Origin of the sequence: Bacillus sp. AFS012607, assembly GCF_002558005.1 — a bacterium.
Lineage (GTDB): Bacteria > Bacillota > Bacilli > Bacillales > Bacillaceae_G > Bacillus_A > Bacillus_A thuringiensis_S.
In genome coordinates this window covers 109,802-132,872 of record NZ_NTVM01000028.1, presented here as the reverse complement: position 1 = coordinate 132,872, position 23,071 = coordinate 109,802, and the positions used below count along the sequence as shown (strand labels likewise).

The window sequence follows — 23,071 nt, the reverse complement described above, 5'->3', positions numbered from 1 at the left end:
CATTCACTCCTTATTAGTGCGGTGTAATAATCATTTGATGTTGCAATTGGCGAATTGCCATACGTGCTCTATTTAACTGCTCACGTTGCTCATCATTCGCATGTTGTTGCATCGTTTGTAAATCGTTATATGCTTGTTCTAATTGTAACTGCGCATCCGAATACTCCATCGTATTGTAATGCTCTTGTCTCATACCTTGGTCTAATTGTTCTTTCGCATATTCCACCGCTTGTTCCGCTTGTGTAATATACGATTCAAGTGATTGACGCTCTGCCATAATTGTCCCTCCTTGCTTCAATTCCCCTTTAGTGTGTCCCTTCCATCTCTACCTTATGAGTATGTTATAATGGATTTTGTTTCATTTTGACTCGGCTTAGGAGGGAAAGTAATGAAGGTTCAAAACCCTTTTCCATATACAAACGACAATAAACGTTATCATACATGGAATTACCATTTACGAAATGAATTTGGTGAAAAAATCTTTAAAGTTTCATTAGATGCTGGCTTCGATTGCCCGAACCGGGACGGTACAGTTGCTTACGGCGGTTGTACATTTTGCAGTGCTGCCGGATCTGGTGACTTCGCTGGTGATCGCCGCGATGATGTTATAACGCAATATCATGAAATGAAAGAAAAAATGCGCTCAAAGTGGAAAGACGGAAAATGTATCGCTTATTTCCAAGCGTACACAAATACACATGCACCACTTGAAGTTTTAAAAGAAAAATTCGAACCGCTTCTAGCAGAAAAAGACGTTGTCGGTCTTTCTATCGCGACTCGTCCAGATTGCTTACCAGACGATGTCGTTGAATATTTAGCGGACTTAAATAAACGCACATACCTTTGGGTTGAACTCGGTTTACAAACTGTTCACGAACGAACTGCAAACCTTATTAATCGCGCTCATGATTACCCATCTTACGTGGAAGGTGTAAATAAATTACGTAAGCATGGCATTAGAGTTTGCTCTCATATTATTAATGGTCTTCCACTTGAAGATTACGACATGATGATGGAAACAACTCGTGAAGTAGCAAAGCTTGACGTACAAGGAATTAAAATTCATTTACTTCACTTATTAAAAGGAACGCCAATGGTGAAGCAATATGAAAAAGGACAACTCGAGTTCCTTTCTCTTGAAGATTACGTAAGTCTCGTTGTTGACCAACTTGAAATGATTCCAGAAGACGTAATTGTGCACCGCATCACAGGTGACGGTCCGCCTGATTTAATGATTGGCCCAATGTGGAGCTTAAATAAATGGGAAGTATTAAATTCCATCGATGCAGAATTTGTACGCCGCGGAAGCTGGCAAGGAAAATATGCAAATGAGGAGAAACAAAAATGAAATTAGAACGTGTATTACCGTTTGCTCGCTCGCTTCTGCAAACGGCAGTAAAAGAAGGCGATTACGCTGTAGATGCAACTTTAGGAAACGGCCATGACACTTGCTTCCTAGCTGAAATCGTTGGAGATAGCGGAAAAGTATTTGGATTTGATATTCAAAAAGAGGCAATCGCAAGCTCAACAACTCGTCTAAAAGAAAAAGAACTTTTTGAACGTACTGTTTTAGTTCACGATAGTCACGATACTCTTCTATCCGTATTACCAGAAGATGCAAAAGGAAAAGTAACAGGCGCAATTTTCAACTTAGGTTACCTTCCAGGCGGAGACAAGCATATCGTTACAAAACCGAACTCAACAATCTCAGCGATCGAACAACTATTAGAAGTAATGGCACCTGAAGGTATCATCGTTCTTGTCATTTACCACGGACATCCAGAAGGACAAGTAGAGCGCGACGCTGTACTTACATTTGCTGAAAAACTAGACCAAAAACAAGCTCACGTACTACGATATGGCTTCATTAATCAACAAAATAACCCGCCATTTATTGTGGCGATTGAGAAGCGATAAAGTGAAACTTTAATCAGTGGGGGCATCCCCACTGATTATTAGTTGAACCAATCGGGCATTTATGGGCAGTTTATCTCCCACCTAACCTCTTTGCTCCAGGCGAATTTTAAGGTGGGAGTTTTACTGCCCGTTAATGCGGGGTAATATATCAACGATTTTTCAATTATATCTATCGTAACTCAGGATATATCAACGATTTTTTCGATATATCTATCATAACTTACAATATATCAACGATTTCTCGGATATATCGATTGTTCGACAAAACATAACAAAAAAAGACGTGCATTCACTGCACGTCTTTTTGATATCCTCCTATATAATGGATATATACAATATTCGAAGAAAGAAGGGTAGAACTTTGCTAGTAGAACTACGGGGAATTCAAAAGAAGTATGGCAAATCACTTATACTAGACAACATTGATTTATCCATTCCAGAAGGAGAAGCTCTCGCCATTATTGGCGGGAACGGGACTGGAAAAAGTACTCTACTCAAAATAATTGCAGGTTTTATTTCACCTACGGCAGGGACACTTCAAAGAAAAGAACATATACAAATTGGCTATGTACCTGAACATTTTCCTGAAGGGATTCGTTTTACATTAGAGGATTATTTACATCATCTCGGCCACATTCACGGTCTATCAACAAAATATTTAAAAGATAAAATCCCGATGCTTCTTGAATCTTTTCATTTACATCATGCAAGACATTCTGTTGTACGAAACTTTTCAAAAGGCATGAAACAAAAAACTGGTATTATGCAAGCATTACTTACAGACGTCCATTTATTAATTTTAGACGAACCGCTTTCTGGGCTCGATCCTAACTCTCAGCAAGAACTAGAACATATTTTACTCTCATTAAAACAACACGGCATATCTATACTCTTCACATGTCATGAAAAACAACTATTAGAAAACTTCGCCGATAGAATTGTGACGTTAGCAAATCATACAATCATAGCAGATACCTTTATACAAAAAGGGGCAGAACAAGTCTATATTGAAGCAATCGTTCACGACACATTTTCAGCGATAGAACTACGGAAACAATTAGGCTTTATACACGTTACACACAATTCAAATCAAAACCTTATTCAATTACAAATCGAAAAAGAATATACAAACGAAATGCTTCAGTTTTTATTACATAAAAAAGCATCTATCACACTGCTACAACCTAACTTTTAAATCGAAAGAAGGTTTATTATGTTCGCGCTTATTCGTTACCATTTTCTCGACTATACAAAATCGTATAAGTACGTCCCTCCTATTGCGATGTACTTTATGAGCTTGCTTTTTGTATATACATATAAACCGACTCCTATTGTACCGACATACTTAGAAACAGCACTCGCCCTTTATTTATTATCTGCCTGGATTACAGTCACAATTTTTCATACAGAAGACCCTGTCCAAGAACAAATTACTATTTCACACACAAATAACATTTCAGCATTATACGTAGGTAAATATATTACAGCTCTTCTCATTTGTACTGTTTTATCTTTTATATCCGTAATCTACCCAATTTTTTTGCAAATGTTTAATGAAAAAATGACAGTTTCTTTATTTCTAGTCGGATTTCTCGCTCACATGTCTTTCTCTATACTAGGAATTTCAATCGCAACATTATTTACAAGAAATATAATTCAAAAAGCAAGCACTGCTTGGCTTAGCCTTACATTCATATTGCTTATAACGATCGCATCTATCCGATTTAAAAAAGAATTACTATGGTTTTTCCCCCCTGTCGAAAGCTTTCTAATGCTTGGACAATACAAATATAATATACTGACTCACACGCTATGGCTCACAGCTTGGGCTATCATATATTCATTTTTATTATTTACCTTATTTCTTTTTATTGTTCGCAAAAAACGTTTTTAATTACATTTTAAAGGAGACGAAACAATGATCGGAATACTAGCAGGAATGGGACCAAAATCAACTGGACCATTCGTCGATATAGTTGTAGCAAGGTGCCAAACAATATACGGAGCAAAACATGATATGGACTTTCCTCATATGATGATTTACTCGTGCCCAACACCGTTTTACATGGATCGCCCTATTGATCACGAAGCGATGAAAAAAGCGATTATTGAAGGAGCACAAAAACTCGAAAGTACTGGCGCAAGCTTTATCGCTATCCCGTGCAATACGGCGCATCTTTATTTTGAAGAATTACAGCGATCTCTTTCTATTCCTATTTTGAATATAGTTGATGAGACGTTAAAAACAATTCCTGAAAATACAAAAAGAGTTGCTCTTCTCGCAACAGAAGCAACTGTTCAAGCTGGGATTTACCAAGATGGGATTACAAAACGTAATATAGAATACATTCATCATAAAAAATGGCAGGAAATGATTAATCAAATTATTACTTGGATTAAATCTGGAGAGAGTGAAGAAGCTCTCGAATTGTGGAATGCGCTCGTTTTACAGTTGGAAGATGAAGTAGATACTGCAATTATCGCATGTACCGATTTGAATGTGGTGGCGAGTGAGGATTTTGTTGATTCTGCTCAATGTCTTGCAAAAGCGGTTGTTGAGATGTATTTATCAAATAAGAAGAAATATTTATAAATGTTGAAACCCCTAAAAACTTTTAACTTTCTTCACAATTCTTTCAAAGTAATCACACTTAATCTCGCTATATTAAATAAGTAGTTATTCATATAGGGAAGGTTAGGGGAACTGAAAGTATGAAACAAAATCGTTCGCTTCATTACATTTTTTGGCGTTGGCATTTTTATGCTGGGCTTTTTATTACGCCGCTTCTTATTACTTTGTCACTAAGCGGAATTGGGTATTTATTTCGGGAGGAAGTTGAAGATTTCATCTATAAAGATTTATATTTTGGGAAGAGTGCTCAAACAGAATCTATTTCGATGTCTGATTCTATTTCCTTAACAGAGAAAAAATATCCACATTATAGCGTGGCGAAAATTAGTGAATTTAATGAGGATTATAATACGAGACTTACGATTGCAAATGAGTATACTGGGCAACAAAAATATGTGTATTTAGATAGTAATAATCAAATTGTTGGGGATCAAAACGCAAGTGAAACGTTTGCCAATATAATGAGGGAATTACATAGTTCTCTTTTAATTGGTGGCACTGTCGTCAACTATACTGTAGAACTTGCGGCATGCTGGACAATCTTTTTAATCGTAACCGGATTGTACATGAGTATACACCAATTCAAAAACACACCATCATCCAATAAGCGAGAGAAAGCAAAAAGACGTCATTCTATTATCGGTATTATATTTACAATTCCTCTCTTTCTGCTAATCGCATCTGGATTGCCATGGTCAGGATTTATGGGGAACCAAATTTATAAAATTGCATCTTCTAATGAATCACTCGGATATCCAAAATTGTACATGGCACCGCCTGAATCAAAGGTAAAAGAATTGCCGTGGGCAACAAGAAAAGAAGCTCCTCCTGAATCGAATTCAAATGAACCGAAAGCAATTTCTGTCGATGAATTACAAAAAGGAATTGAAATAAAGAAGCCATATGTTATTTCACTACCAGCTGATCCGAAAGGTGTATTCACTGTTTCGAAATCGAGCGGTTCTGGTATTACAGGGATGCATGTTGCACCAAGTGAAGAGATAACAGCTTACTTTGATCAATATAGCGGGGAACTCATTTCAAAAACGGACTATCGTGATTATGGATTACTTGCACAATGGTTCACTTACGGTATCCCGCTTCATGAAGGACATTTATTCGGATGGCCAAATAAAATATTATGCTTACTAACGACATTATCTCTACTACTTCTCATTTATTACGGAATAAAAATGTGGTTAGCAAGAAAGCCGAAAGGAAAATTAGCAGCACCTCCAAAACAAAGAGATAAGAAAAGTATATTCATTTTCTTTATCATGATGGTTATACTAGGCGCTGTCATGCCTTTATTCGGACTATCTGTTTTAGTTATTTTTGCAATTGAACTTCTCATATATGTATTTTCAAAAATACGGTCATAATAAAAAAAACCACTCTACATGAGTGGTTTTCTTCATCACTGCGCCATTTTCTTTCGGTACATCTTCCCGTTCCAATAGAAGAATCGTGAAGTGAGACCTCCGTATTTTACAATGCGCCGTGCCATTTTGTGCATATTCTTTTGTGCTGATACTTTTTGGTCTGATAAATAAATACCAAGTAATCCTCGGCTTATGAGACGATGAAACTTCGCATGAGGTAAATCACCAATGCTCTTCTCTGCTTCTTCTACAAAGTGTTTCATACGATCTAATATCGCTTGCTCGTTTTCATAATAACTACAGAAATTCAAATCCCCGCCGATACGATCTTCTTCTTGATCGATGAAATAATCAAGTAAGATGTGAAGTCCTTGTACGTAAGGGAAGTATCCTTGTCTAATTTTCGCAATATCTTCATCATGTAATTCATCATGAAATGCATATGCTACAAGACAGAAAATTCCAAGCGTAGAACCGGCACATGCTGAAAATTCAAACCAGCTCATCTCAGGTAAGTTTTCTTTATGTGCTTCAAACCATGTTTTCAGGCGCGGTTCTCTTTCTTCTAACTTCACGTGTTTATGAATTTGTAAATCACAATAATAACAAGCAAGTTCATGAAGAACAGGAGCAATTTTGTCATAGTGCTTCGTTTTCTTTAAAACATCTTGGCACGTTTCAACAAGTTCATCTAAATAACCACCATCATCTTGATCATCACGATAGCGATAATAATTACCGCCACCTTCTACTTCAGGTGATAATGCCATTAACATAGATTCATGCAGTGCGGCAAAATCATTTGGGTCAAGTGATGTACTGCGGTCACATAAATTATCTAAATAATCGCTGATTGTTTGATACGCTACGATAAAACGAATGCATTCCTCTCGGTGTTCATTTGCTAGCAGCGATAAAATGCCACCACCCTCACAATGAAACGTTTTATGCTCAATACTTGCGATTGCCTGACTATGAAGCTCATCATTCGGAATATGGTAGGCACGCTCTTTCCACATCGCTAGCTCATGGTGTACAACCGGAAACACATCACGGTATACTTTCGCCATGAGCGTTATGGGATTACTCGGTACGTTCACTTCTTCCTTCATCTCCTCTATTAAATGTACAAATAATGATTTATTTGTTTGTTTTTACTATATTATTGACATGTATTTCAGTAAATGACTGAATATAATTCAAAATTTCATCACGCTCATACTCATTTAATAACTCGTGATAACAATTCGGCCATTCTTTATATGCCTTATCACCTATTTTAACATTATCAAACCACATGCGGACACGTGTTTTATCTACAAGTTTATCCTCACATGCTTGCATTAGCAAGAGCGGAACGTCTGGAAAATCGTCTATTTTTTTATGAGCAATTTCGATAGACTTAATCAATTCACTATACCAACGTACTGATACTTTGCGCAAGAACAATGAATCATTCTCCATTGCATCTCTCACTTCATGATTCCTTGTTGACATTTCCACCGTAAGATTCGTTGCAAATTGCAATTTTGGAGCCACAACATTTAATATTTTTGAAGCAAATTGAAGTGGAGCAGAAGGTCCGGCTGCTACACCTAAACATGGCGAACTTAAAACAATACCATCTACATCCTCTCTCTTCGTTTCTTGCATCATACGAATGACGATAAGACCGCCCATACTATGACCAAATAAAAAGATAGGTAACCTATACTTTCTTGCTTCTTTCACCCATAATTTAACTTCCTCTATGTATTCATCAAATGAATCAATATGTCCTCTATTTCTTGAAGTCGTTCCATGTGACGGAAGGTCCCCCATCACGACGTGGTAGCCGATATGATTCCACATTTCCGCAACGGCTTCATAACGTCCGTGATATTCCATTGCGCCGTGCACGATAACAATGACAGCTTTCGCTTCCTCTGCTTCATAATTCCACATACGGACCTCCTCCATTTCACTCTTTCTCATAATTTGATACACTAAAACTAGTCTCTAGGAAAGGAAGACTTTACATGATATATCCTTACAAAGAAAAAAATCCGAAAATTTCGAGTAGTGCTTTTATCGCCGACTATGTTACGATTACAGGCGATGTTTCCGTTGGCGAGGAATCAAGTATTTGGTTTAATACAGTCATCCGTGGTGATGTGTCACCAACAATAATCGGAGACCGGGTAAATGTACAAGACCAATGTACACTCCACCAAAGCCCTCAGTATCCTCTTATTTTAGAAGATGATGTTACAGTTGGGCATCAAGTTATTTTACATAGCTGTCATATTAAAAAGGATGCCTTAATTGGAATGGGATCCATTATATTAGATGGTGCTGAAATTGGCGAAGGAGCTTTTATCGGTGCCGGAAGCCTCGTTTCACAAGGAAAGAAAATTCCACCAAACACGTTAGCTTTCGGTCGTCCCGCGAAAGTCATTCGTGAATTAACAGAAGAAGACCGTAAAGATATGGAGCGTATTCGTACGCAATACGTTGAAAAAGGTCAATATTATAAATCATTACAGAAGTAAATTTCCGCTGCCATAAGATTGGCAGCTTTTTTTATATAAAATCTAACTTTTTCTTTACAAAACATTATTACTCCCTCAACAAAATCTTATTAAAATAAAAGCTAATATCTCCATATATATGTAAACGAGGGAGGAGAATTTTCATGAAGGTCAGTGGATTATATAAAATAGAATGTTACATTTTTAAAGGAATTAATCGCTACTTTGATCAAAAAACATTAAACATCTTTTTCAGCAATATTACCCATATCGGTGGTGCTACTTTCTCCATTGCACTTACACTTTTCTTTTTAATTTTTGCAAAAGGGACTTTACACCAAGCAGCAATCGCTACTGCTATTTCTTTAGCAATTAGCCATATTCCTGTACAAATATTAAAAAGGTGGTATCCACGAAAACGTCCTTATTTAACAATTCAGGATGCGAAATATCCAGTCCATCCATTAAAAGACCACTCTTTCCCGTCTGGTCATACAACAGCCGTTTTCTCTGTCTTCATTCCATTTATTTGCTATAATCCAAGCTTACTTGCTTTCCTATTACCGTTAGCATTATGCGTCGGTATTTCACGTATTTATTTAGGACTTCACTATCCGTCAGATGTGTTCGTCGGCATGTGCCTTGGCACTTGCTCTGGCATCATCTCTTTTTATCAATTCATCCCACTTTTCACATAAAGGAGTGATATGATGAGAGTCGCCATTTTTACCGATACTTTTACGCCACAAGTTAACGGGGTTGCGAAAACGTTAGAACGATTAACAAGTTACTTTCAGAAAGAACAGATCGCCTATTCTGTTTTCGCCCCTCAGCATACAGCTGAAGATAATTTCGTAGCTAATGTGAACAAGATGAGAAGTATCCCGTTAACAATATTATATCCAGAATGTCGCTTTTCTTTTCCTACTCCGCGTATTAAACGGGAACTTCATTCCTTTAAACCTGACATTATTCACATTGCCACACCTTTCAACATGGGACTTTGTGGACTGTATTACGCCAAAAAGTTAAACATCCCAGTTGTCGGTTCTTATCATACTGATTTCGATGCGTATTTACGCTATTACAAAATTGAATTTCTCTCCAATATGCTTTGGAACTATTTAAAATGGTTTCATAGTCATATGCAAAAAAATTTTGTTCCCTCCTCTGAAACATTACATCAATTAAAAAATAAAGGCTTTCAGGCCCTCTCCATTTGGGGACGTGGTGTAGATTGCACACTCTTTCATCCAGCTTACAATACAGACCTATTCCGAAAAAAATATAATATTACAGCGAAGTACGTTCTTTCCTATGTAGGACGAATTGCTCCTGAAAAAGATATTGATACGTTGCAAAACCTTATCGTTAAAACATCGCATACTCGAAACGACATTCATTGGCTCATCGCAGGAGACGGACCTCTAGCAACAAATTTGCGTGAAGCTGTTCCACAAACAAATGTCACTTTTACTGGCTATTTACAAAGTGCAGATTTAGCTGAAGCATATGCTTGTTCTAACATAATGGTATTTCCATCAGCTACTGAAACATTCGGAAATGTCGTACTTGAATCACTCGCATGTGGCACACCTGTCATTGGTGCAAATAGTGGCGGGGTTAAAAATATTATTACAGATGGAAAAACGGGAATTCTTTGTCCCCCTAAAAATGAGGATGCATTTCTATCATCCATTTATTCTTTATTGCAAAATGAAGAAAAACTTGAGCAGATGGGAATAGCAGCTTCATCTTTTGCAAAATCAAAAAGCTGGGATGAGATCTTTCGCGGCTTACTTAACCAGTATGAAGAAGTCCTTCAGCATACCGCATCAGAGTTACTTGCTTGAACAGAAAAACTCCCTTCAAAAAACGAAGGGAGTTTATTACACACTTGTAAATTTTAGTTGAATGAATGATACATAAGGTGAAATATCATTTATTTCCATATTCATTATAGCAAAAATAAACATAACTAAACAGACTTGTAATAAAAACCCATAAAAATTAATATATGGTTATACAGTGTTTTTGCTGTATAATGATTTTAAGAATTCCCCTTAAAATCATCTTACTCACATACCTTTATACAGCAATTGTTCCCCAATTCTGTATATCAAAAAACCTTTCATTCATTTGAAAGGTCTTTTTGAGCCTGCACATATTCTTCTTTTGTATTTACATTTATAAACCAATCTGTATTCGCTTGTACATCTTCTCCAGCAACATACTTCACATTACATTGTGATAAAAGCTGCCCCATACTTCTTTTCTCTTCCTGAAGTAAAGCATAAATCTTTTCTTTCACGCGGTTATGATACGCTGCAAGTAGCGGCTGTTTTCTTCCATTAATAATAGGTACAACTGCATCATATTCATTGCTCGTTTGCTCCAGTAAAATGGTAAACCATTCATGCGAAACATTTGGCGCATCGCAAGGCATAATAGCATACCAATCTGCTTCTATGTATTCCATTCCTGATACAATACCGGCCAGCGGTCCATTCCCTTTATAGTGCGGGATATCTTCTATAACAGGAACTTGTACGAATTGCTCTACTCGCTCTTTTATATCAGAATGACTAATGACTACAACTTCTTGGAGCGCACTTGTCATCTCTTTCAAAATATGCTCAATAAAAGTACTACCTTGCCAGCTCGCTAACGCTTTCGGCTCACCAAATCTACTCGACATACCGCCCGCTAATACAATTCCAGCCCACCTACTCATTGGCGATGTAGCTCAAATGTAATATGGCCTAATTCCGGTAAAATTAATTTATTCATCGCAAGGCGAACCGCCCCGCTCGATCCTGGCATCGAGAAAACTACTTTGCGCCCAATTGTACCCCCAATCGCTCTACTTAACATTGCGCTGCTCCCGATATCTTCTAAATAACTAATCATGCGGAACAACTCACCAAACCCGACAATCTCTTTATCTAATAGAGCTGACACTGCTTCAATTGTTACATCACGCTTCGTAATACCAGTACCGCCATTTGTTAATACAACATCTACATCTTCCTTATGATAACCAGCTAACACTGCTTGCTGAATACTTTCTTTATCATCTTTTACAATTTCATAAGAGGTTACTGTATGGCCCGCTTCTTTTAACAATTCATGTAATAGTTGTCCGCTCTTATCCGTTTCTTCCGTACGTGTATCGGAAATCGTAACAATCTTGCAACGCACTTCTTTTGGGGCTTGTTTTTTATGTTCAGTTACACTCATTTTTTATCTTTCCTTTCTTAAAGACTTTTCTTCATTTTATCATACATATCTTTACACAATTATGTATGAAGCCAATCATGCGACATGATACAATATAAGTATACTAATCCACAAAAAGGAAAGTGCACTTTCTTATACTCCTAGACTACACATCTTTAGCTACTCCTTATATTTTCTACATAATAGAATTCAATTTTAAAACTTGTACTAAAAAATAAATTGGAGGTCTACATATTATGGAACTTTATAAAAAATTAACAACAACATTCATCCTCTTATTCGTCGCTTCAATCACTGTCGGCTTTTCCTTAAAAGGCGCAATTCCATACGCTACATTAGTAAGCATTATATTCGCGACACTATTTTTACTAAGCAGTGCCTTTTGCGCAGGTAAAGCACGTCAAATGAACGGTTGATTACATATGTTCCAGAAGAAACCCACCCTTTGTAAATCATGTAAAAAGGAAATACAAACGTATGAAAAGGCTTGGATTCATATGCCATTTCCAGCAAGTGGCATGACTAATATGAAAAAGTATATTGAGCTAGATGGAGAAGTATATTGTAGTTCATGTATTCAAATTGTAAGTAAAACGAAATAAAAAAAGCTTTGCGCTCACCGCGCAAAGCTTTTTTTCATATATTATAGACCAGCTTGCTCTTTTAAAGCTGCAGCTTTGTCTGTACGTTCCCATGAAAGATCTACATCAGTACGTCCGAAGTGGCCGTAAGCTGCTGTTTGTTTGTAAATTGGGCGACGTAAGTCTAGCATTTTAATAATACCAGCTGGGCGAAGATCGAAGTTGTTACGAACTAGTTCTACTAGTACGTCTTCAGATACTTTACCTGTGCCGAATGTATCAACTGAAATTGATACTGGTTGTGCTACACCGATTGCGTATGCAAGTTGTACTTCTGCTTTGTCAGCAAGACCAGCTGCTACGATGTTTTTCGCAACATAACGAGCTGCATATGCTGCAGAACGGTCAACTTTTGTTGCATCTTTACCAGAGAATGCACCGCCACCGTGGCGAGCGTATCCACCGTAAGTATCAACGATGATTTTACGTCCTGTTAAGCCAGCATCACCTTGTGGTCCACCAATTACGAAGCGGCCAGTTGGATTAATGAAGAATTTCGTTTCTCCATCCATTAATTCTGCTGGTACTACAGCTTTAATTACGTGCTCTTTTAAGTCGCGATCGATTTCTTCCCATGTAACATCTGGGTGATGTTGTGTAGAAATTACGATAGTATCAACACGTACTGGTTTACCATTTTCATCATACTCAACTGTAACTTGCGTTTTTCCATCTGGACGTAAGTATGATAATGTATCATCTTTACGTACTTCAGTTAAACGGCGAGCTAATTTGTGAGCAAGCGAGATTGGAAGTGGCATTAATTCTTGTGTTTCATTACATGCAAAACCAAACATTAAACCTTGGTCTCCTGCACCAATTGCCTCAATCTCAGCGTCAGTCATTTGACCTTCGCGTGCTTCTAGCGCTTGGTCAACACCCATAGCGATGTCAGCAGACTGCTCATCGATAGATGTTAAAACAGCACAAGTTTCTGCATCGAATCCGTATTTTGCGCGTGTGTAACCAATGCCTTGAATTGTTTCACGAACGATTTTCGGAATATCTACGTAAGTAGAAGTCGTAATTTCCCCCGCTACCAATACTAAACCAGTTGTTACAGTTGTTTCACAAGCTACACGTGCATTTGCGTCTTTTGATAAGATCGCATCTAAAATTGAATCAGAAATTTGGTCACAAATTTTATCTGGATGTCCTTCAGTTACAGACTCAGATGTGAACAGATGACGTTTTTTTGTCATGTGGTAAACCTCCCTACAGTAATTGTATATATTGTACGGAACTCATCCTTAATTTGCCACAAACTGCGACATACATTTATTCTCCCACACAAGCATACAGAAAAACCTTTCCTACTTTACATAGAGGAAAGGTTTAATTTGCTACTTGCATACTGCTTTTTGCCCTTCGCTCTTATCGTTCGAGACCTGTAGCCTCGCACAGGTTTTAGCACCTATTCACCTGCATTTATCAATACAAGTGAGGTTGCTGGGCTTCATCGGGCCTGTCCCTCCGCCAGCTCGGGATAAGAGAGTATCCGTCCCAACCTATACTAAAGAAATGATATTCATTTGTCAATTAATATTCACATTTTCCTGAAAGTTTTTCTCAATACGCCTAAAATGAAATATTAATAGGGAAATAATACATTCACACAAACAAAAAGAAATAAATAGTATACATTATTTATATAATTGTGTTATACTCTTGTTGGGGATTACGAGAAATATTTCATTAAATGAAAAGGATGGTATATAAATATGAGTACTGTGAATGTCCAAATTGGTTTACACGAATTATTGAACGGAAGCAATGCACAGATTCAACTAAGTGTTCCGCAATTAGTGGAAAAAGTATTAATGCGAAATGAAGGGAAATTAACTTCTACTGGTGCCGTTTCTGCTTCAACAGGAAAATATACAGGACGTTCTCCTAAAGATAAATTTATTGTGAAAGAAGCATCGGTTGCTGACAAAATTGCTTGGGGAGCTGTGAACCAACCGATTTCTGAAGAACATTTTAATAAATTATATACTAAAGTTTTAGAATACTTAAAAGAAAAAGAAGAGTTATTCGTCTTCAAAGGATTTGCAGGCGCTGACCGCAATTACCGCCTACCAATTCAAGTTATTAATGAATATGCATGGCACAATTTATTTGTACATCAATTATTCATTCGTCCAACTGAAGAAGAATTAACAACTCATGAGTCAGGGTTCACAATTGTTTCTGCACCGAATTTCAAAGCTGATCCAGCTGTTGACGGTACAAACTCTGAAGCATTCATTATGGTTTCATTCGAAAAACGTATTGTACTAATTGGTGGTACAGAATACGCTGGAGAAATGAAAAAATCAATCTTCTCTATTATGAACTTCTTACTACCTGAACAAGATATTCTTTCTATGCATTGCTCTGCAAACGTAGGTGAAGAAGGTGACGTAGCACTATTCTTCGGTTTATCTGGAACAGGTAAAACAACCTTATCTGCTGATCCAAACCGTAAATTAATCGGTGATGATGAGCACGGTTGGTCTGATAACGGTGTATTCAATATTGAAGGCGGTTGCTATGCAAAATGTGTAAACCTTTCTCACGAGAAAGAACCACAAATTTTCGATGCAATCAAATTCGGATCTGTTTTAGAAAACGTTATCATTAATAACCAAACGCGTATCGCAGACTACAACGATACTACTTTAACAGAAAATACTCGTGCTGCATACCCTATGCATGCGATCGACAATATCGTACTGCCAAGTGTTGCTGGACACCCAAATACTATTATTTTCTTAACTGCTGATGCATCTGGCGTATTGCCTCCAATCAGTAAGTTATCAAAAGAGCAAGCTATGTATCATTTCTTAAGTGGTTACACTAGTAAACTAGCAGGAACAGAGCGCGGTGTTACATCTCCGCAAGCTACATTCTCAACTTGCTTCGGTTCACCATTCTTACCACTTGATGCATCTCGCTACGCTGAAATGCTTGGTGAAAAAATCGAGAAACACGATGCGAAAGTATTCCTAGTAAACACTGGCTGGACTGGCGGCGAATACGGCGTTGGTAAACGTATGAACTTAGGTTATACTCGTGCAATGATTCAAGCAGCATTAAGCGGTGAACTTGCAAAAACTGAAACAGCTAAACATGACATCTTCGGTCTTGAAGTTCCACTTCACGTACCAGGTGTACCTGACGAAGTGTTAATGCCTGAACAAACTTGGGCTGATAAAGCTGCTTACAAAGCAAAAGCAATCGAGCTTGCAAATGAATTCAAAGAGAACTTCAAAAAGTTCGAAAGCGTTTCTGAAGATATTATTAACTTAGGCGGCCCAATCGCTTAAATTAACACTTTCTGTTGGAATAACCCTTTACTCATATGAATAAGTGTCGTGTAACCGTAAAGTTTCGCGTACTCACCGACAAAACCCAATGCGGCTTAACGGTTACACACACTTACATAAAAAAGAAGCTTACGTTTTTACGTAAGCTTCTTTTTATATCTTATATAAAGTGAAACGTTAATCTCTTCATCTGTGACTTAGTTCAATAAATTACAGAAAATTCATTTTATACTCATTCATTTTTAGTTTTTTATGACACAATTTACATATACAGGAAAGGGTGAAGCCTATGAAAAATTTTTCTCGTGCAGGAAAAATTTTATTCATTTACGGAGCGATCCAAATTTTTTGGGGACTTGTAATGCTTAACGTTAATTTATTTGAGCATACAAGTGAAACGATAAAATATATTATTCTAATTATCGGAATAATTTGTTGTATTATATCCAAATTTTTTAAAGAACATAAAAGTCCTACTAATACGTGATTTCATGTTAACTTATTAGAAGCAGAAACCTGCATTTCAGGCAAAGTTTCGCTTCCTGTTGTACTATCCATCACTGAATCACTTATCCCAGAGTAAACCTATTTCCACAGGGACAAATCACGGTTTCGAACATATAAATTATATCCCTACTCATTACATCTCTCTGGTTTCACATCGCATGAGGCTAAAAGAGGCTCTGACCGCTTCTATCCCTCGCTGGATCCTCTATTCCATCCAAAAGAGGTTTTTTATCTTTTTATCTTTTTATCTTTTTATCTTTTTTAGCTCTTCGTTAATTCTTTCTCATCTTTCATGCTATAGTATCCTAAATTCACAACGATTAAGAAATAACCACCCATAATCCCTACTGCAAATGCCCACATAACCATGTGGTGCTCAATTTCGTACATAATAATAGCACCCAAAATGGCAGCTGCAAAACGGTTAAACATACCGAGTGTCGGTGCTTTCGTCTTCTTTACAATACTATCTCCAAGCTTCTCAATTCTTCTCCCTAAAAGCCAAACGCAATACATACTTACAATAAGCCCAATTCCAGCGCCTAAAAAGTGTGCTGAAAACGGTGTTAACATCCAACCTAGTAACAAAATACCTAGTATATAATACGATTGGATTTTAAATGATCTTAGTGACATACTAATCATGCTGTACCTCTCTTCATTCGTTCTTATCTATTCAACAAAAAATTTCTTTCAAATTCATATTCCTTACATCCATTTCACTCAAATTAAAAACAACATAAACCGTATGTTTATGTTGTTTAAATGTTTTTAGGAAATAATATTATACAAGATCTCGAACATCATATTCTCATATTTTGTGACGGTTTTCCAAACTTTTTTCGTCCATTTATGAAAAAAATGATATCAATCTATGAACATACGGATATGATGTAATAAGCACACAAATAAAGGGGGCGTCTAATGATTTATTTTTTAATGGCTCTCATTCACCTCATTATCCCTGCACTTATCGGACTTTCATTGTATTGGTACACGAAAAACCATAGCATTTTTTACGCTGTCCTCGGTGTTCTTCTTCCAGGTATTATTCTTATTACACTCTTCCGTATTCCATTTTTAAACTTAATTCCACTTATTACTGCTATCTTATTTCTCATCTTCTTACCAAAAATAAAAAAATAGGAAAGCAGATCATAGGTGATCTGTTTTCCTATTTTGATATAGGTTCCCCTGCAATAGAATGAACTTTTACTTTCTCCGATTTCACAAACCATAAACCGACAAAAATGATAATTCCACCGATGATTTGTTGAAACGATACATATTCATTTGCCCAGACAGCTGCAAATAAAACAGCTACAAGCGGCGTTATATACATATATACCATCGTATGTGACGCCCCAATTTTTTGAACACCAACATACCACATGACTAAGCCGAATACTGTTACAAAGAAAATGGAATATAGTAAGGCGAATAGTGTCATTCCGTGTGTAATGTGAAATGGCATTATAAATACATATGGTCCACTTAACAATAAAAGCGGAATCGCGCCAACTAAGGCTGACCATGCGGTAACACGTAGTGCTGAATATTTTTTAATTAATGGTCCTGCTAAAACAGGATAAAGCCCCCAGCATATTGATGTAATAAGTCCAATTCCATTGCCATAAAAAGAACTAGCAAGTGAATGTCCTGCTACTAAAACTAATGCTGCACCACTAAAGGCAATGATAGAACCTATGAGCTTTCGAGAAGAAAACTTTTCTTGTTTCAGAAAAATCGCAAATACAGTTGTAAAAATAGGTGAAATAGAAATGAGTAAAGAGGCATTTGTAGCGGATGTATATTTGACAGTTTCCATAAATAACGTTTGATACAGTACAATACCTACAACGCTAACGATGATTAATCTAGGTATATCCTTTCGCTCCATATAAACCGACTTTTCAATAAAAAAAGTAAGAAGTAACAGGAGCGGTGCCGCCGCCATCATACGAAGTGCGGTAAACTCAATTGTTGTAAATTCTAAAAGTCCATACTTCGCAATTGTATAGTTAATCCCCCAAATAATAACAACACTTAAAATTAATAACTCAATTCCCCATCTTCTCATGCGTATCCCCTCCGCAAAGAAAATTATACAGAAAATTCAATCATGTGTACATTTCATTATGTGAAAAAACTTTTTATTATATGAAACGTTTTGGTAAATGAAATTATATTGGCGCAACTCCATTTATATCGGCGACTTCCCAAATATATCGACTTATAAAATAAAAAAAGGTGATTCCAAAATACATTTTGGAATCACCTTTCCTTTACTATACTCGAACGTGTAATTTCATATTTGGATTATAAAACTGGCTTGGGCTCTTCAACTGAAAAGTTCCTCCACCTTCATGCCAATCAACCGTTAACTTATCGTCCATAAATACAAGCTTTGTACGATCAGCGATAAAATTCATTGTGCTTGATTCAATATCCACATCGCGCTCATCTTTCTCTGCTACAGCTACTAAATCGATGATTCCGCTCATGACACAACCGCAACCCTCATTATCGTAAAATAACTTTATATATTTCGCTTCACTTGGAATCGTATCCATAATCTTTTTATATGCTGCTTCTGTTACAGTAACGTACATATGTTAATCTTCATCCTCTCTTCTCTTATCATTCATATATTGTATCACCATTTTTCTTAAAATTTATATACAGAAAATTAAGACTAATATACAATGTATGTGATAAAGTTTCAGCAATCGAGCTTTTATGAGTAGTTCATACAGGAGAAAGGAGGTTTGCTATCCGTGTTCAAACTACAACGATATCCTATTTTATTAAGTCTATTTGGTAGTTTCTTCATTTCTAGCGAAATGCTATTACAGCATGTACTTCCCTATTCTCCTTCTATCGGCTGGATTCTAGGCTTTATTTGTTTCCTATCGCTTCTTATTTCGCTACGAAGAATACAAACAACTCATAAAGCAAGAATCATCTTAAGGAGGATTATTAAACATGCCAGCCTTAAAAAAAATAGAGCAATCACTCGATCACTTATTTCAAATTGAAAAATACGGAAAAGATAGTGCCTTTAGTCGATTTATCCCAGCCGTATATGATCCTATCAAATTTCCTTGGCAACAATTTTTCGAAGCAAATTTTGTAGATTTATTTAACAGCCTTATGATGCACGGATCTGAAAATGTAAACAAAGTATTTTTAGCTGTATTCCCTACAGATGACGTTCTTGAAACATTCATTTCACAATCCACACCCGGTGATTTACTCTTTATGCACCATCCCCTTGTAATGGAGTGCGGTGATCCAATTGGAAGATCAGGCCGCGGTTTCATACCAATTCCTGAAAAATATTTGCAAGGAATAAAAGAAAAACAACTTTCTATATATACATGTCACGTACCAATGGATTTTCATCAAACGCATGGAACGAGTATTTCAATTGCAAAAGCATTAAACGCTACTGTAGTGGACGACTTTGCATATGGAGGTCCAGAACAAGAACCAGTTGGCCTTATTTGTGAAATAGATGAAACATCAACAGAAGCACTCCAAAAACATCTAAAACAACTCTTCCAGATCCCTTACACAGACTTCGAAGGTAAACGACATGATTCCATCAAAAAAATCGCAATTATCGCTGGATGTGGCGATGTTGTATCTTTAATGAAGGAAGCAGAAAAAAAAGGTGCCGAAGCATATATTACAGGAGAAATCCATTGCCATATCGACAATGATTACGGGCGACATAAATACTCGCTCATTATGGATTATGTAAAAGAAACAAATATGTCTCTAATTGGGGTGTCACACTCTGCCTCTGAATATTTAGTGAAAGAGACATTGATGTATGATTGGTTTAAAGAGAATTTTGATGTGGATGTTATTTTGCTTCCTCAGGAGAAATGGTGGCTCTAACACTACTTAATTCTCCTACCGCTATTTTTGAAATCTAGACACAAAATACGATCAGCCACACAAAAATATAGAATCCGTAATATACATATAGTAGTTCTATTTTTAAAACTAGATTTTCAAAATATAGAAAGGAGAACGTACATGTATCAACGTAATTGTTTTAGTTGCGATGGCAGACGCAATAGTGGTGGTTCTAACGGAAACACTGGGCCCACTGGTAGCACCGGGGCTACCGGAAGTACTGGACCTTCCGGGCCTACTGGGGCTACTGGACCTACTGGTAGTGCTGGACCTTCCGGAGCTGGTTTCCAAAGTACTACCACCTTCAGTCTAGCAGCGGCCCCCAACTATAAAAAAGGACAAGTTGTCACTTATACGGGCAGTGGCTATGTTGTAAAAAAGGATGCACCTCAAGGATTTCCAAATGTATCTCCGGATTATATCATATTAGTAGAAAGTGGACCTACCGGTAGTACCGGACCTACGGGGAACACCGGACCCATGGGATCTGCCGGTAGTGCTTCAGCAAAAAGTATTGTTTTTCAGGGAACAAATGCTGGTTTTCAACGTATAGCGGGTTCTCCTGGAATTGACTCCAATGTTATCCCATATGTCACTGCTGGAGCCGGTAGTATAGTTGGCTTTTCTGCGTCTATAAATATAAATAATTTACCTGCTGCTGTTTATACGATTAATATTTGCAGAAATGTCCCAACAAACCTCACATCCCCTACTTCTAGCTACATCCTATCTACTATTACCTTAACTACTACTGACAAAATTACCGGAACTATGGTATTTTCTATTAAACCAACGGATAGCGGAGCAGGACAAATTCAAGTATTTAATCCTACTCCAGCAGTAGGTCCCGCTACTGTAACTTGGACTAGTATTACAACTGGAAACCCAATTGTCAGAGGAGATGCTATATCCCTTTATATTACCCCTGGAATTACTGCAAGTGCTGTATACTCTGTTTTTCTCATTACTGATATATAGCAATTCATTCCATAAAAAAAGACCCGAGATTCGGGTCAACAAATAGAAATATAAATGAACTACAACAAATAACAGACAAAGCCATTATATATTTTTCATAGTAAAACATCCATTATTTTCTTTTTACACTATCAATATATTATTTTTCGTTATCGTCCTCTTTTTTAGAACGTCTACCTAAGAAGAACACAAGAACTAATAATATAATTACCAGTAGTACTCCGCCGATAATGTAATATAGCGTGTAGTCTTTTTTCGCTTCTACCGCTGTATCATTTAACTTATCGGCTTTCTTTCCTTCAATTGTAAATTTCTTCGTCCATTCCCACTTTTGATCGCCATCAGTGGCTTTCACTTCTACTCGGTACATTCCTGGATCAAACGCTTTGTTTTCCCAGCTAATAGCGTAATCAAAGTTTGAGTTTGGCGCCATTCTTAAATTTTCTTTTTTCGCTTCAAATAAAACGTCTGTACCTTTTTCTTTATATACCTTTGCATCAACACTTAAATTTTTTAACATTGCTGGCTTTACGTTTTGTAAATTTGCAGTAACAACGTTACGCCCGTTAATTTGTGTTGGCTTTACTTCGTTTAATTTCATGTCTGGTTTTACTTCAGCATCCGTCTCTTTTAAAACAACGCCAATTGCGTATGCATATTTATTTTCAATTTGCACACCTTCATCTTTTTTCTTTGCATTCTCATCTTCTTTTTCTTTAAAGTATAAACCACCTAAAATAACACCATCAAACGACTCACTTGGCATTTCCAAGTTTATATCAACTGTCACTATGCTGTTAGCTGGGACTTTCGTTTCTTTTGGCATTTTAACAATTTTAGAAAACGGATATTTCAAAGTAGAATCCGTTTTTGGTTCTACTGTACTATAATCTGTAATACCATTGCTATTCGTAATTGCTGTATTAGCAAACGATTCTACCACAACTTCTTTATTCGTATCATTTTTCATTTGGACTTGAATTGTTTGCTTTTGTCCAGGTTGCATTTTCAAATCAAAATACGTTTGATTTTTATCAATTTGATTTTCTGGTATAACTGCTGTCACAGCGAATTTCATTTCAGCCGCATATACTGAAAAAGCGTTTACCATGAAGAATGTAATTAATAGTAAGCTAGTAAATAGTTTTTTTACCATCTCTTATGTAGTCCCCTTCATATCCATTTTATAGACAAGAAAGAGATAAGGTTAAAGCCATTCCCTTATCTCTTCTCATTTTCCTCTTTTATCTTAAAATTCCTCTTACTTACATAGGAGCGTCTGTTAGTTCCCAAGTTAGTGAAGTTGTGTATTGTGTTTGTTCTTTTTTCGTTTTACCTGGTACAGATAACTCTACGCTTTGTTTCGCTTCTGTTGCATCTTTACCAAACGTATTTACCCATGTACCCATACCTTGGTTTTCTTTTGCATCGATTAAATCAGATGCTGCACCACTTGGATTTAATGTGATAGATTGTTCTGCTGTTGGTGCGTCGCTACCTGCGTTTGATTTCAAAGCTGAATTTTTTAATGTTAATGCTGCACCATCCAACGCTTTATCATCTGCAGTTTTGAATTGACCATTTTGTTTTACTGTTAAATGCCATCCAGCATTTGTACCACGATTATCTGTTACTTGAACGTAGTTCGGCACGTCAATTACAGAACCGTCTACTTTTTTCTTTACTTTATCTAATTCTGCAAAGTAGATTTCGTTATTCCCTGATGCTTTTTGTGTTTTAAAGTTGAAGTTAGATACATAATCAATACTTAGTGGACCATCTGTACCTTTTTTATCTGGATCAACTGGATCTACAGTTTCATCTGGATTCTCTGGATTAACAACATCAATTTTATCTGTATTTTTCTCGAATTTAATAAATGCTTTTGAGTCTAATTTCCCGCCATCTTTCTCAGCTGCAAATGCAGACGTCCCTACTGATACTGATGATAATGTTACCGCTCCAATTAATGCTATTTTTGCTAGTTTCATAGTTTTATACCCCTTTATAATCATTTTTTAAAATTCAG

27 protein-coding genes and 1 riboswitch are annotated in these 23,071 nt (G+C 36.7%); of the genes, 16 read left to right on the top strand and 11 right to left on the bottom strand.

Annotated features, from left to right (window positions below):
* Positions 1-13: 13 nt before the first annotated feature.
* A complete protein-coding gene (locus tag CN409_RS26625; protein ID WP_000840869.1) occupies positions 14-277 on the bottom strand; it encodes a YtzC family protein in 264 nt (87 codons plus the stop codon).
* Between the two features lie 111 nt (positions 278-388).
* On the opposite strand from CN409_RS26625, the gene mnmL reads away from it, so the two are divergent.
* From mnmL to CN409_RS26590, 6 genes are all read left to right on the top strand, one after another.
* On the top strand, positions 389-1,348 hold the full coding sequence (gene mnmL / locus CN409_RS26620; protein WP_086390935.1) for a tRNA modification radical SAM protein MnmL/YtqA: 960 nt from the start codon (positions 389-391) through the stop codon (positions 1,346-1,348).
* Positions 1,345-1,917 carry a tRNA 5-(aminomethyl)-2-thiouridylate-methyltransferase MnmM gene (gene mnmM, locus CN409_RS26615; RefSeq protein ID WP_086390934.1) on the top strand — a complete coding sequence of 191 codons (573 nt, stop codon included), beginning with the start codon at positions 1,345-1,347 and terminating at the stop codon, positions 1,915-1,917. Before mnmL ends, mnmM begins: the two co-directional genes overlap by 4 nt.
* 361 nt (positions 1,918-2,278) lie before the next feature.
* Positions 2,279-3,112, top strand: a complete 834-nt coding sequence (locus CN409_RS26610) for an ABC transporter ATP-binding protein (RefSeq protein WP_097981135.1) — start codon at positions 2,279-2,281, stop codon at positions 3,110-3,112.
* A gap of 18 nt (positions 3,113-3,130) precedes the next feature.
* Positions 3,131-3,811, top strand: coding sequence for an ABC transporter permease (locus CN409_RS26605; RefSeq protein WP_097981133.1), 681 nt, complete (start codon positions 3,131-3,133; stop codon positions 3,809-3,811).
* 24 nt (positions 3,812-3,835) lie between these two features.
* Positions 3,836-4,510: an aspartate/glutamate racemase family protein gene (locus tag CN409_RS26600; RefSeq protein WP_097981132.1), complete on the top strand. Its 675-nt coding sequence runs from the start codon at positions 3,836-3,838 to the stop codon at positions 4,508-4,510.
* A gap of 119 nt (positions 4,511-4,629) precedes the next feature.
* A complete protein-coding gene (locus CN409_RS26590; protein WP_097981130.1) occupies positions 4,630-5,931 on the top strand; it encodes a PepSY-associated TM helix domain-containing protein in 1,302 nt (433 codons plus the stop codon).
* 35 nt (positions 5,932-5,966) lie between these two features.
* On the opposite strand, the gene CN409_RS26585 is transcribed toward CN409_RS26590, so the two are convergent.
* Both CN409_RS26585 and CN409_RS26580 read right to left on the bottom strand, forming a co-directional pair.
* On the bottom strand, positions 5,967-7,031 hold the full coding sequence (locus CN409_RS26585) for a tetraprenyl-beta-curcumene synthase family protein (RefSeq protein WP_001102475.1): 1,065 nt from the start codon (positions 7,029-7,031) through the stop codon (positions 5,967-5,969).
* 40 nt (positions 7,032-7,071) lie between these two features.
* Positions 7,072-7,875, bottom strand: a complete 804-nt coding sequence (locus CN409_RS26580; protein WP_097981129.1) for an alpha/beta hydrolase — start codon at positions 7,873-7,875, stop codon at positions 7,072-7,074.
* Positions 7,876-7,949: 74 nt separating this feature from the next.
* Here CN409_RS26580 and CN409_RS26575 point away from each other — a divergent pair, with 74 nt between their 5' ends.
* From CN409_RS26575 to CN409_RS26565, 3 genes are all read left to right on the top strand, one after another.
* The gene (locus tag CN409_RS26575; protein ID WP_000640219.1) at positions 7,950-8,462 is read left to right on the top strand and encodes a gamma carbonic anhydrase; all 513 of its coding nucleotides are present in this window, start codon (positions 7,950-7,952) and stop codon (positions 8,460-8,462) included.
* Positions 8,463-8,605: 143 nt separating this feature from the next.
* Positions 8,606-9,139 (top strand): phosphatase PAP2 family protein, encoded by a 534-nt coding sequence (locus tag CN409_RS26570; protein ID WP_000868582.1) that lies wholly within the window; start codon positions 8,606-8,608, stop codon positions 9,137-9,139.
* A gap of 12 nt (positions 9,140-9,151) precedes the next feature.
* Positions 9,152-10,294 (top strand): glycosyltransferase family 4 protein, encoded by a 1,143-nt coding sequence (locus CN409_RS26565; RefSeq protein ID WP_001261652.1) that lies wholly within the window; start codon positions 9,152-9,154, stop codon positions 10,292-10,294.
* 278 nt (positions 10,295-10,572) lie between these two features.
* Here the strand turns inward: CN409_RS26565 and CN409_RS26560 are convergent, their stop codons facing one another.
* Both CN409_RS26560 and CN409_RS26555 read right to left on the bottom strand, forming a co-directional pair.
* Positions 10,573-11,175, bottom strand: coding sequence for a molybdenum cofactor guanylyltransferase (locus tag CN409_RS26560; protein WP_000092360.1), 603 nt, complete (start codon positions 11,173-11,175; stop codon positions 10,573-10,575).
* On the bottom strand, positions 11,172-11,681 hold the full coding sequence (locus tag CN409_RS26555; RefSeq protein WP_000117130.1) for a MogA/MoaB family molybdenum cofactor biosynthesis protein: 510 nt from the start codon (positions 11,679-11,681) through the stop codon (positions 11,172-11,174). The genes CN409_RS26560 and CN409_RS26555 overlap by 4 nt, the downstream gene beginning before the upstream one ends.
* A gap of 236 nt (positions 11,682-11,917) precedes the next feature.
* On the opposite strand from CN409_RS26555, the gene CN409_RS26550 reads away from it, so the two are divergent.
* Together CN409_RS26550 and CN409_RS26545 are read left to right on the top strand one after the other, a co-directional pair.
* Positions 11,918-12,097 carry a hypothetical protein gene (locus CN409_RS26550; protein ID WP_000424807.1) on the top strand — a complete coding sequence of 60 codons (180 nt, stop codon included), beginning with the start codon at positions 11,918-11,920 and terminating at the stop codon, positions 12,095-12,097.
* A 6-nt stretch (positions 12,098-12,103) separates the two neighbouring features.
* Positions 12,104-12,283 carry a hypothetical protein gene (locus CN409_RS26545; protein WP_014895354.1) on the top strand — a complete coding sequence of 60 codons (180 nt, stop codon included), beginning with the start codon at positions 12,104-12,106 and terminating at the stop codon, positions 12,281-12,283.
* Positions 12,284-12,324: 41 nt separating this feature from the next.
* On the opposite strand, the gene metK is transcribed toward CN409_RS26545, so the two are convergent.
* A complete protein-coding gene (gene metK / locus CN409_RS26540) occupies positions 12,325-13,524 on the bottom strand; it encodes a methionine adenosyltransferase (RefSeq protein ID WP_000163117.1) in 1,200 nt (399 codons plus the stop codon).
* A 169-nt stretch (positions 13,525-13,693) separates the two neighbouring features.
* A riboswitch (SAM riboswitch) is annotated at positions 13,694-13,815 on the bottom strand.
* Positions 13,816-14,043: 228 nt separating this feature from the next.
* On the opposite strand from metK, the gene pckA reads away from it, so the two are divergent.
* Entirely contained in the window at positions 14,044-15,630 is a 1,587-nt protein-coding gene (pckA, locus tag CN409_RS26530) for a phosphoenolpyruvate carboxykinase (ATP) (protein ID WP_000108813.1), read from the top strand.
* A 289-nt stretch (positions 15,631-15,919) separates the two neighbouring features.
* Positions 15,920-16,117, top strand: a complete 198-nt coding sequence (locus CN409_RS26525) for a hypothetical protein (RefSeq protein WP_000788101.1) — start codon at positions 15,920-15,922, stop codon at positions 16,115-16,117.
* Between the two features lie 281 nt (positions 16,118-16,398).
* Here CN409_RS26525 and CN409_RS26520 read toward each other — a convergent pair whose 3' ends face one another.
* Complete coding sequence (locus CN409_RS26520; RefSeq protein WP_000624926.1) at positions 16,399-16,782, bottom strand: ATP synthase subunit I; 384 nt, start codon at positions 16,780-16,782, stop codon at positions 16,399-16,401.
* Between the two features lie 279 nt (positions 16,783-17,061).
* Between CN409_RS26520 and CN409_RS26515 the strand changes: the two genes are divergently transcribed.
* Positions 17,062-17,283, top strand: coding sequence for a hypothetical protein (locus CN409_RS26515; RefSeq protein ID WP_000639042.1), 222 nt, complete (start codon positions 17,062-17,064; stop codon positions 17,281-17,283).
* Positions 17,284-17,311: 28 nt separating this feature from the next.
* Here the strand turns inward: CN409_RS26515 and CN409_RS26510 are convergent, their stop codons facing one another.
* Both CN409_RS26510 and CN409_RS26505 read right to left on the bottom strand, forming a co-directional pair.
* Positions 17,312-18,217, bottom strand: a complete 906-nt coding sequence (locus CN409_RS26510) for a DMT family transporter (RefSeq protein WP_001255422.1) — start codon at positions 18,215-18,217, stop codon at positions 17,312-17,314.
* Between the two features lie 208 nt (positions 18,218-18,425).
* Positions 18,426-18,749: an iron-sulfur cluster biosynthesis family protein gene (locus tag CN409_RS26505; RefSeq protein ID WP_000289570.1), complete on the bottom strand. Its 324-nt coding sequence runs from the start codon at positions 18,747-18,749 to the stop codon at positions 18,426-18,428.
* Positions 18,750-19,122: 373 nt separating this feature from the next.
* On the opposite strand from CN409_RS26505, the gene CN409_RS26495 reads away from it, so the two are divergent.
* Complete coding sequence (locus tag CN409_RS26495) at positions 19,123-20,043, top strand: Nif3-like dinuclear metal center hexameric protein (RefSeq protein ID WP_097981127.1); 921 nt, start codon at positions 19,123-19,125, stop codon at positions 20,041-20,043.
* Between the two features lie 141 nt (positions 20,044-20,184).
* Positions 20,185-21,042, top strand: a complete 858-nt coding sequence (locus CN409_RS26490) for a collagen-like domain-containing protein (protein ID WP_000284871.1) — start codon at positions 20,185-20,187, stop codon at positions 21,040-21,042.
* Between the two features lie 139 nt (positions 21,043-21,181).
* Here the strand turns inward: CN409_RS26490 and CN409_RS26485 are convergent, their stop codons facing one another.
* Positions 21,182-22,198 carry a WxLIP family cell surface protein gene (locus CN409_RS26485; RefSeq protein ID WP_097981126.1) on the bottom strand — a complete coding sequence of 339 codons (1,017 nt, stop codon included), beginning with the start codon at positions 22,196-22,198 and terminating at the stop codon, positions 21,182-21,184.
* A gap of 109 nt (positions 22,199-22,307) precedes the next feature.
* On the bottom strand, positions 22,308-23,033 hold the full coding sequence (locus CN409_RS26480) for a WxL domain-containing protein (protein WP_000761506.1): 726 nt from the start codon (positions 23,031-23,033) through the stop codon (positions 22,308-22,310).
* Between the last annotated feature and the right edge of the window lie 38 nt (positions 23,034-23,071).

Coding starts and splice junctions, on each gene's coding strand:
- CN409_RS26515 (WP_000639042.1), top strand. CDS start 17,062: ATGATTTATTTTTTAATGGCTCTCATTCACCTCATTATCCCTGCACTT.
- CN409_RS26525 (WP_000788101.1), top strand. CDS start 15,920: ATGAAAAATTTTTCTCGTGCAGGAAAAATTTTATTCATTTACGGAGCG.
- CN409_RS26570 (WP_000868582.1), top strand. CDS start 8,606: ATGAAGGTCAGTGGATTATATAAAATAGAATGTTACATTTTTAAAGGA.
- CN409_RS26490 (WP_000284871.1), top strand. CDS start 20,185: ATGTATCAACGTAATTGTTTTAGTTGCGATGGCAGACGCAATAGTGGT.
- CN409_RS26510 (WP_001255422.1), bottom strand. CDS start 18,217: ATGAGAAGATGGGGAATTGAGTTATTAATTTTAAGTGTTGTTATTATT.
- CN409_RS26600 (WP_097981132.1), top strand. CDS start 3,836: ATGATCGGAATACTAGCAGGAATGGGACCAAAATCAACTGGACCATTC.
- CN409_RS26505 (WP_000289570.1), bottom strand. CDS start 18,749: ATGTACGTTACTGTAACAGAAGCAGCATATAAAAAGATTATGGATACG.
- CN409_RS26550 (WP_000424807.1), top strand. CDS start 11,918: ATGGAACTTTATAAAAAATTAACAACAACATTCATCCTCTTATTCGTC.
- CN409_RS26580 (WP_097981129.1), bottom strand. CDS start 7,875: ATGTGGAATTATGAAGCAGAGGAAGCGAAAGCTGTCATTGTTATCGTG.
- CN409_RS26480 (WP_000761506.1), bottom strand. CDS start 23,033: ATGAAACTAGCAAAAATAGCATTAATTGGAGCGGTAACATTATCATCA.
- CN409_RS26565 (WP_001261652.1), top strand. CDS start 9,152: ATGAGAGTCGCCATTTTTACCGATACTTTTACGCCACAAGTTAACGGG.
- CN409_RS26495 (WP_097981127.1), top strand. CDS start 19,123: ATGCCAGCCTTAAAAAAAATAGAGCAATCACTCGATCACTTATTTCAA.
- CN409_RS26560 (WP_000092360.1), bottom strand. CDS start 11,175: ATGAGTAGGTGGGCTGGAATTGTATTAGCGGGCGGTATGTCGAGTAGA.
- metK (WP_000163117.1), bottom strand. CDS start 13,524: ATGACAAAAAAACGTCATCTGTTCACATCTGAGTCTGTAACTGAAGGA.
- mnmM (WP_086390934.1), top strand. CDS start 1,345: ATGAAATTAGAACGTGTATTACCGTTTGCTCGCTCGCTTCTGCAAACG.
- CN409_RS26485 (WP_097981126.1), bottom strand. CDS start 22,198: ATGGTAAAAAAACTATTTACTAGCTTACTATTAATTACATTCTTCATG.
- CN409_RS26545 (WP_014895354.1), top strand. CDS start 12,104: ATGTTCCAGAAGAAACCCACCCTTTGTAAATCATGTAAAAAGGAAATA.
- CN409_RS26575 (WP_000640219.1), top strand. CDS start 7,950: ATGATATATCCTTACAAAGAAAAAAATCCGAAAATTTCGAGTAGTGCT.
- CN409_RS26520 (WP_000624926.1), bottom strand. CDS start 16,782: ATGATTAGTATGTCACTAAGATCATTTAAAATCCAATCGTATTATATA.
- CN409_RS26625 (WP_000840869.1), bottom strand. CDS start 277: ATGGCAGAGCGTCAATCACTTGAATCGTATATTACACAAGCGGAACAA.
- pckA (WP_000108813.1), top strand. CDS start 14,044: ATGAGTACTGTGAATGTCCAAATTGGTTTACACGAATTATTGAACGGA.
- CN409_RS26555 (WP_000117130.1), bottom strand. CDS start 11,681: ATGAGTGTAACTGAACATAAAAAACAAGCCCCAAAAGAAGTGCGTTGC.
- mnmL (WP_086390935.1), top strand. CDS start 389: ATGAAGGTTCAAAACCCTTTTCCATATACAAACGACAATAAACGTTAT.
- CN409_RS26590 (WP_097981130.1), top strand. CDS start 4,630: ATGAAACAAAATCGTTCGCTTCATTACATTTTTTGGCGTTGGCATTTT.
- CN409_RS26605 (WP_097981133.1), top strand. CDS start 3,131: ATGTTCGCGCTTATTCGTTACCATTTTCTCGACTATACAAAATCGTAT.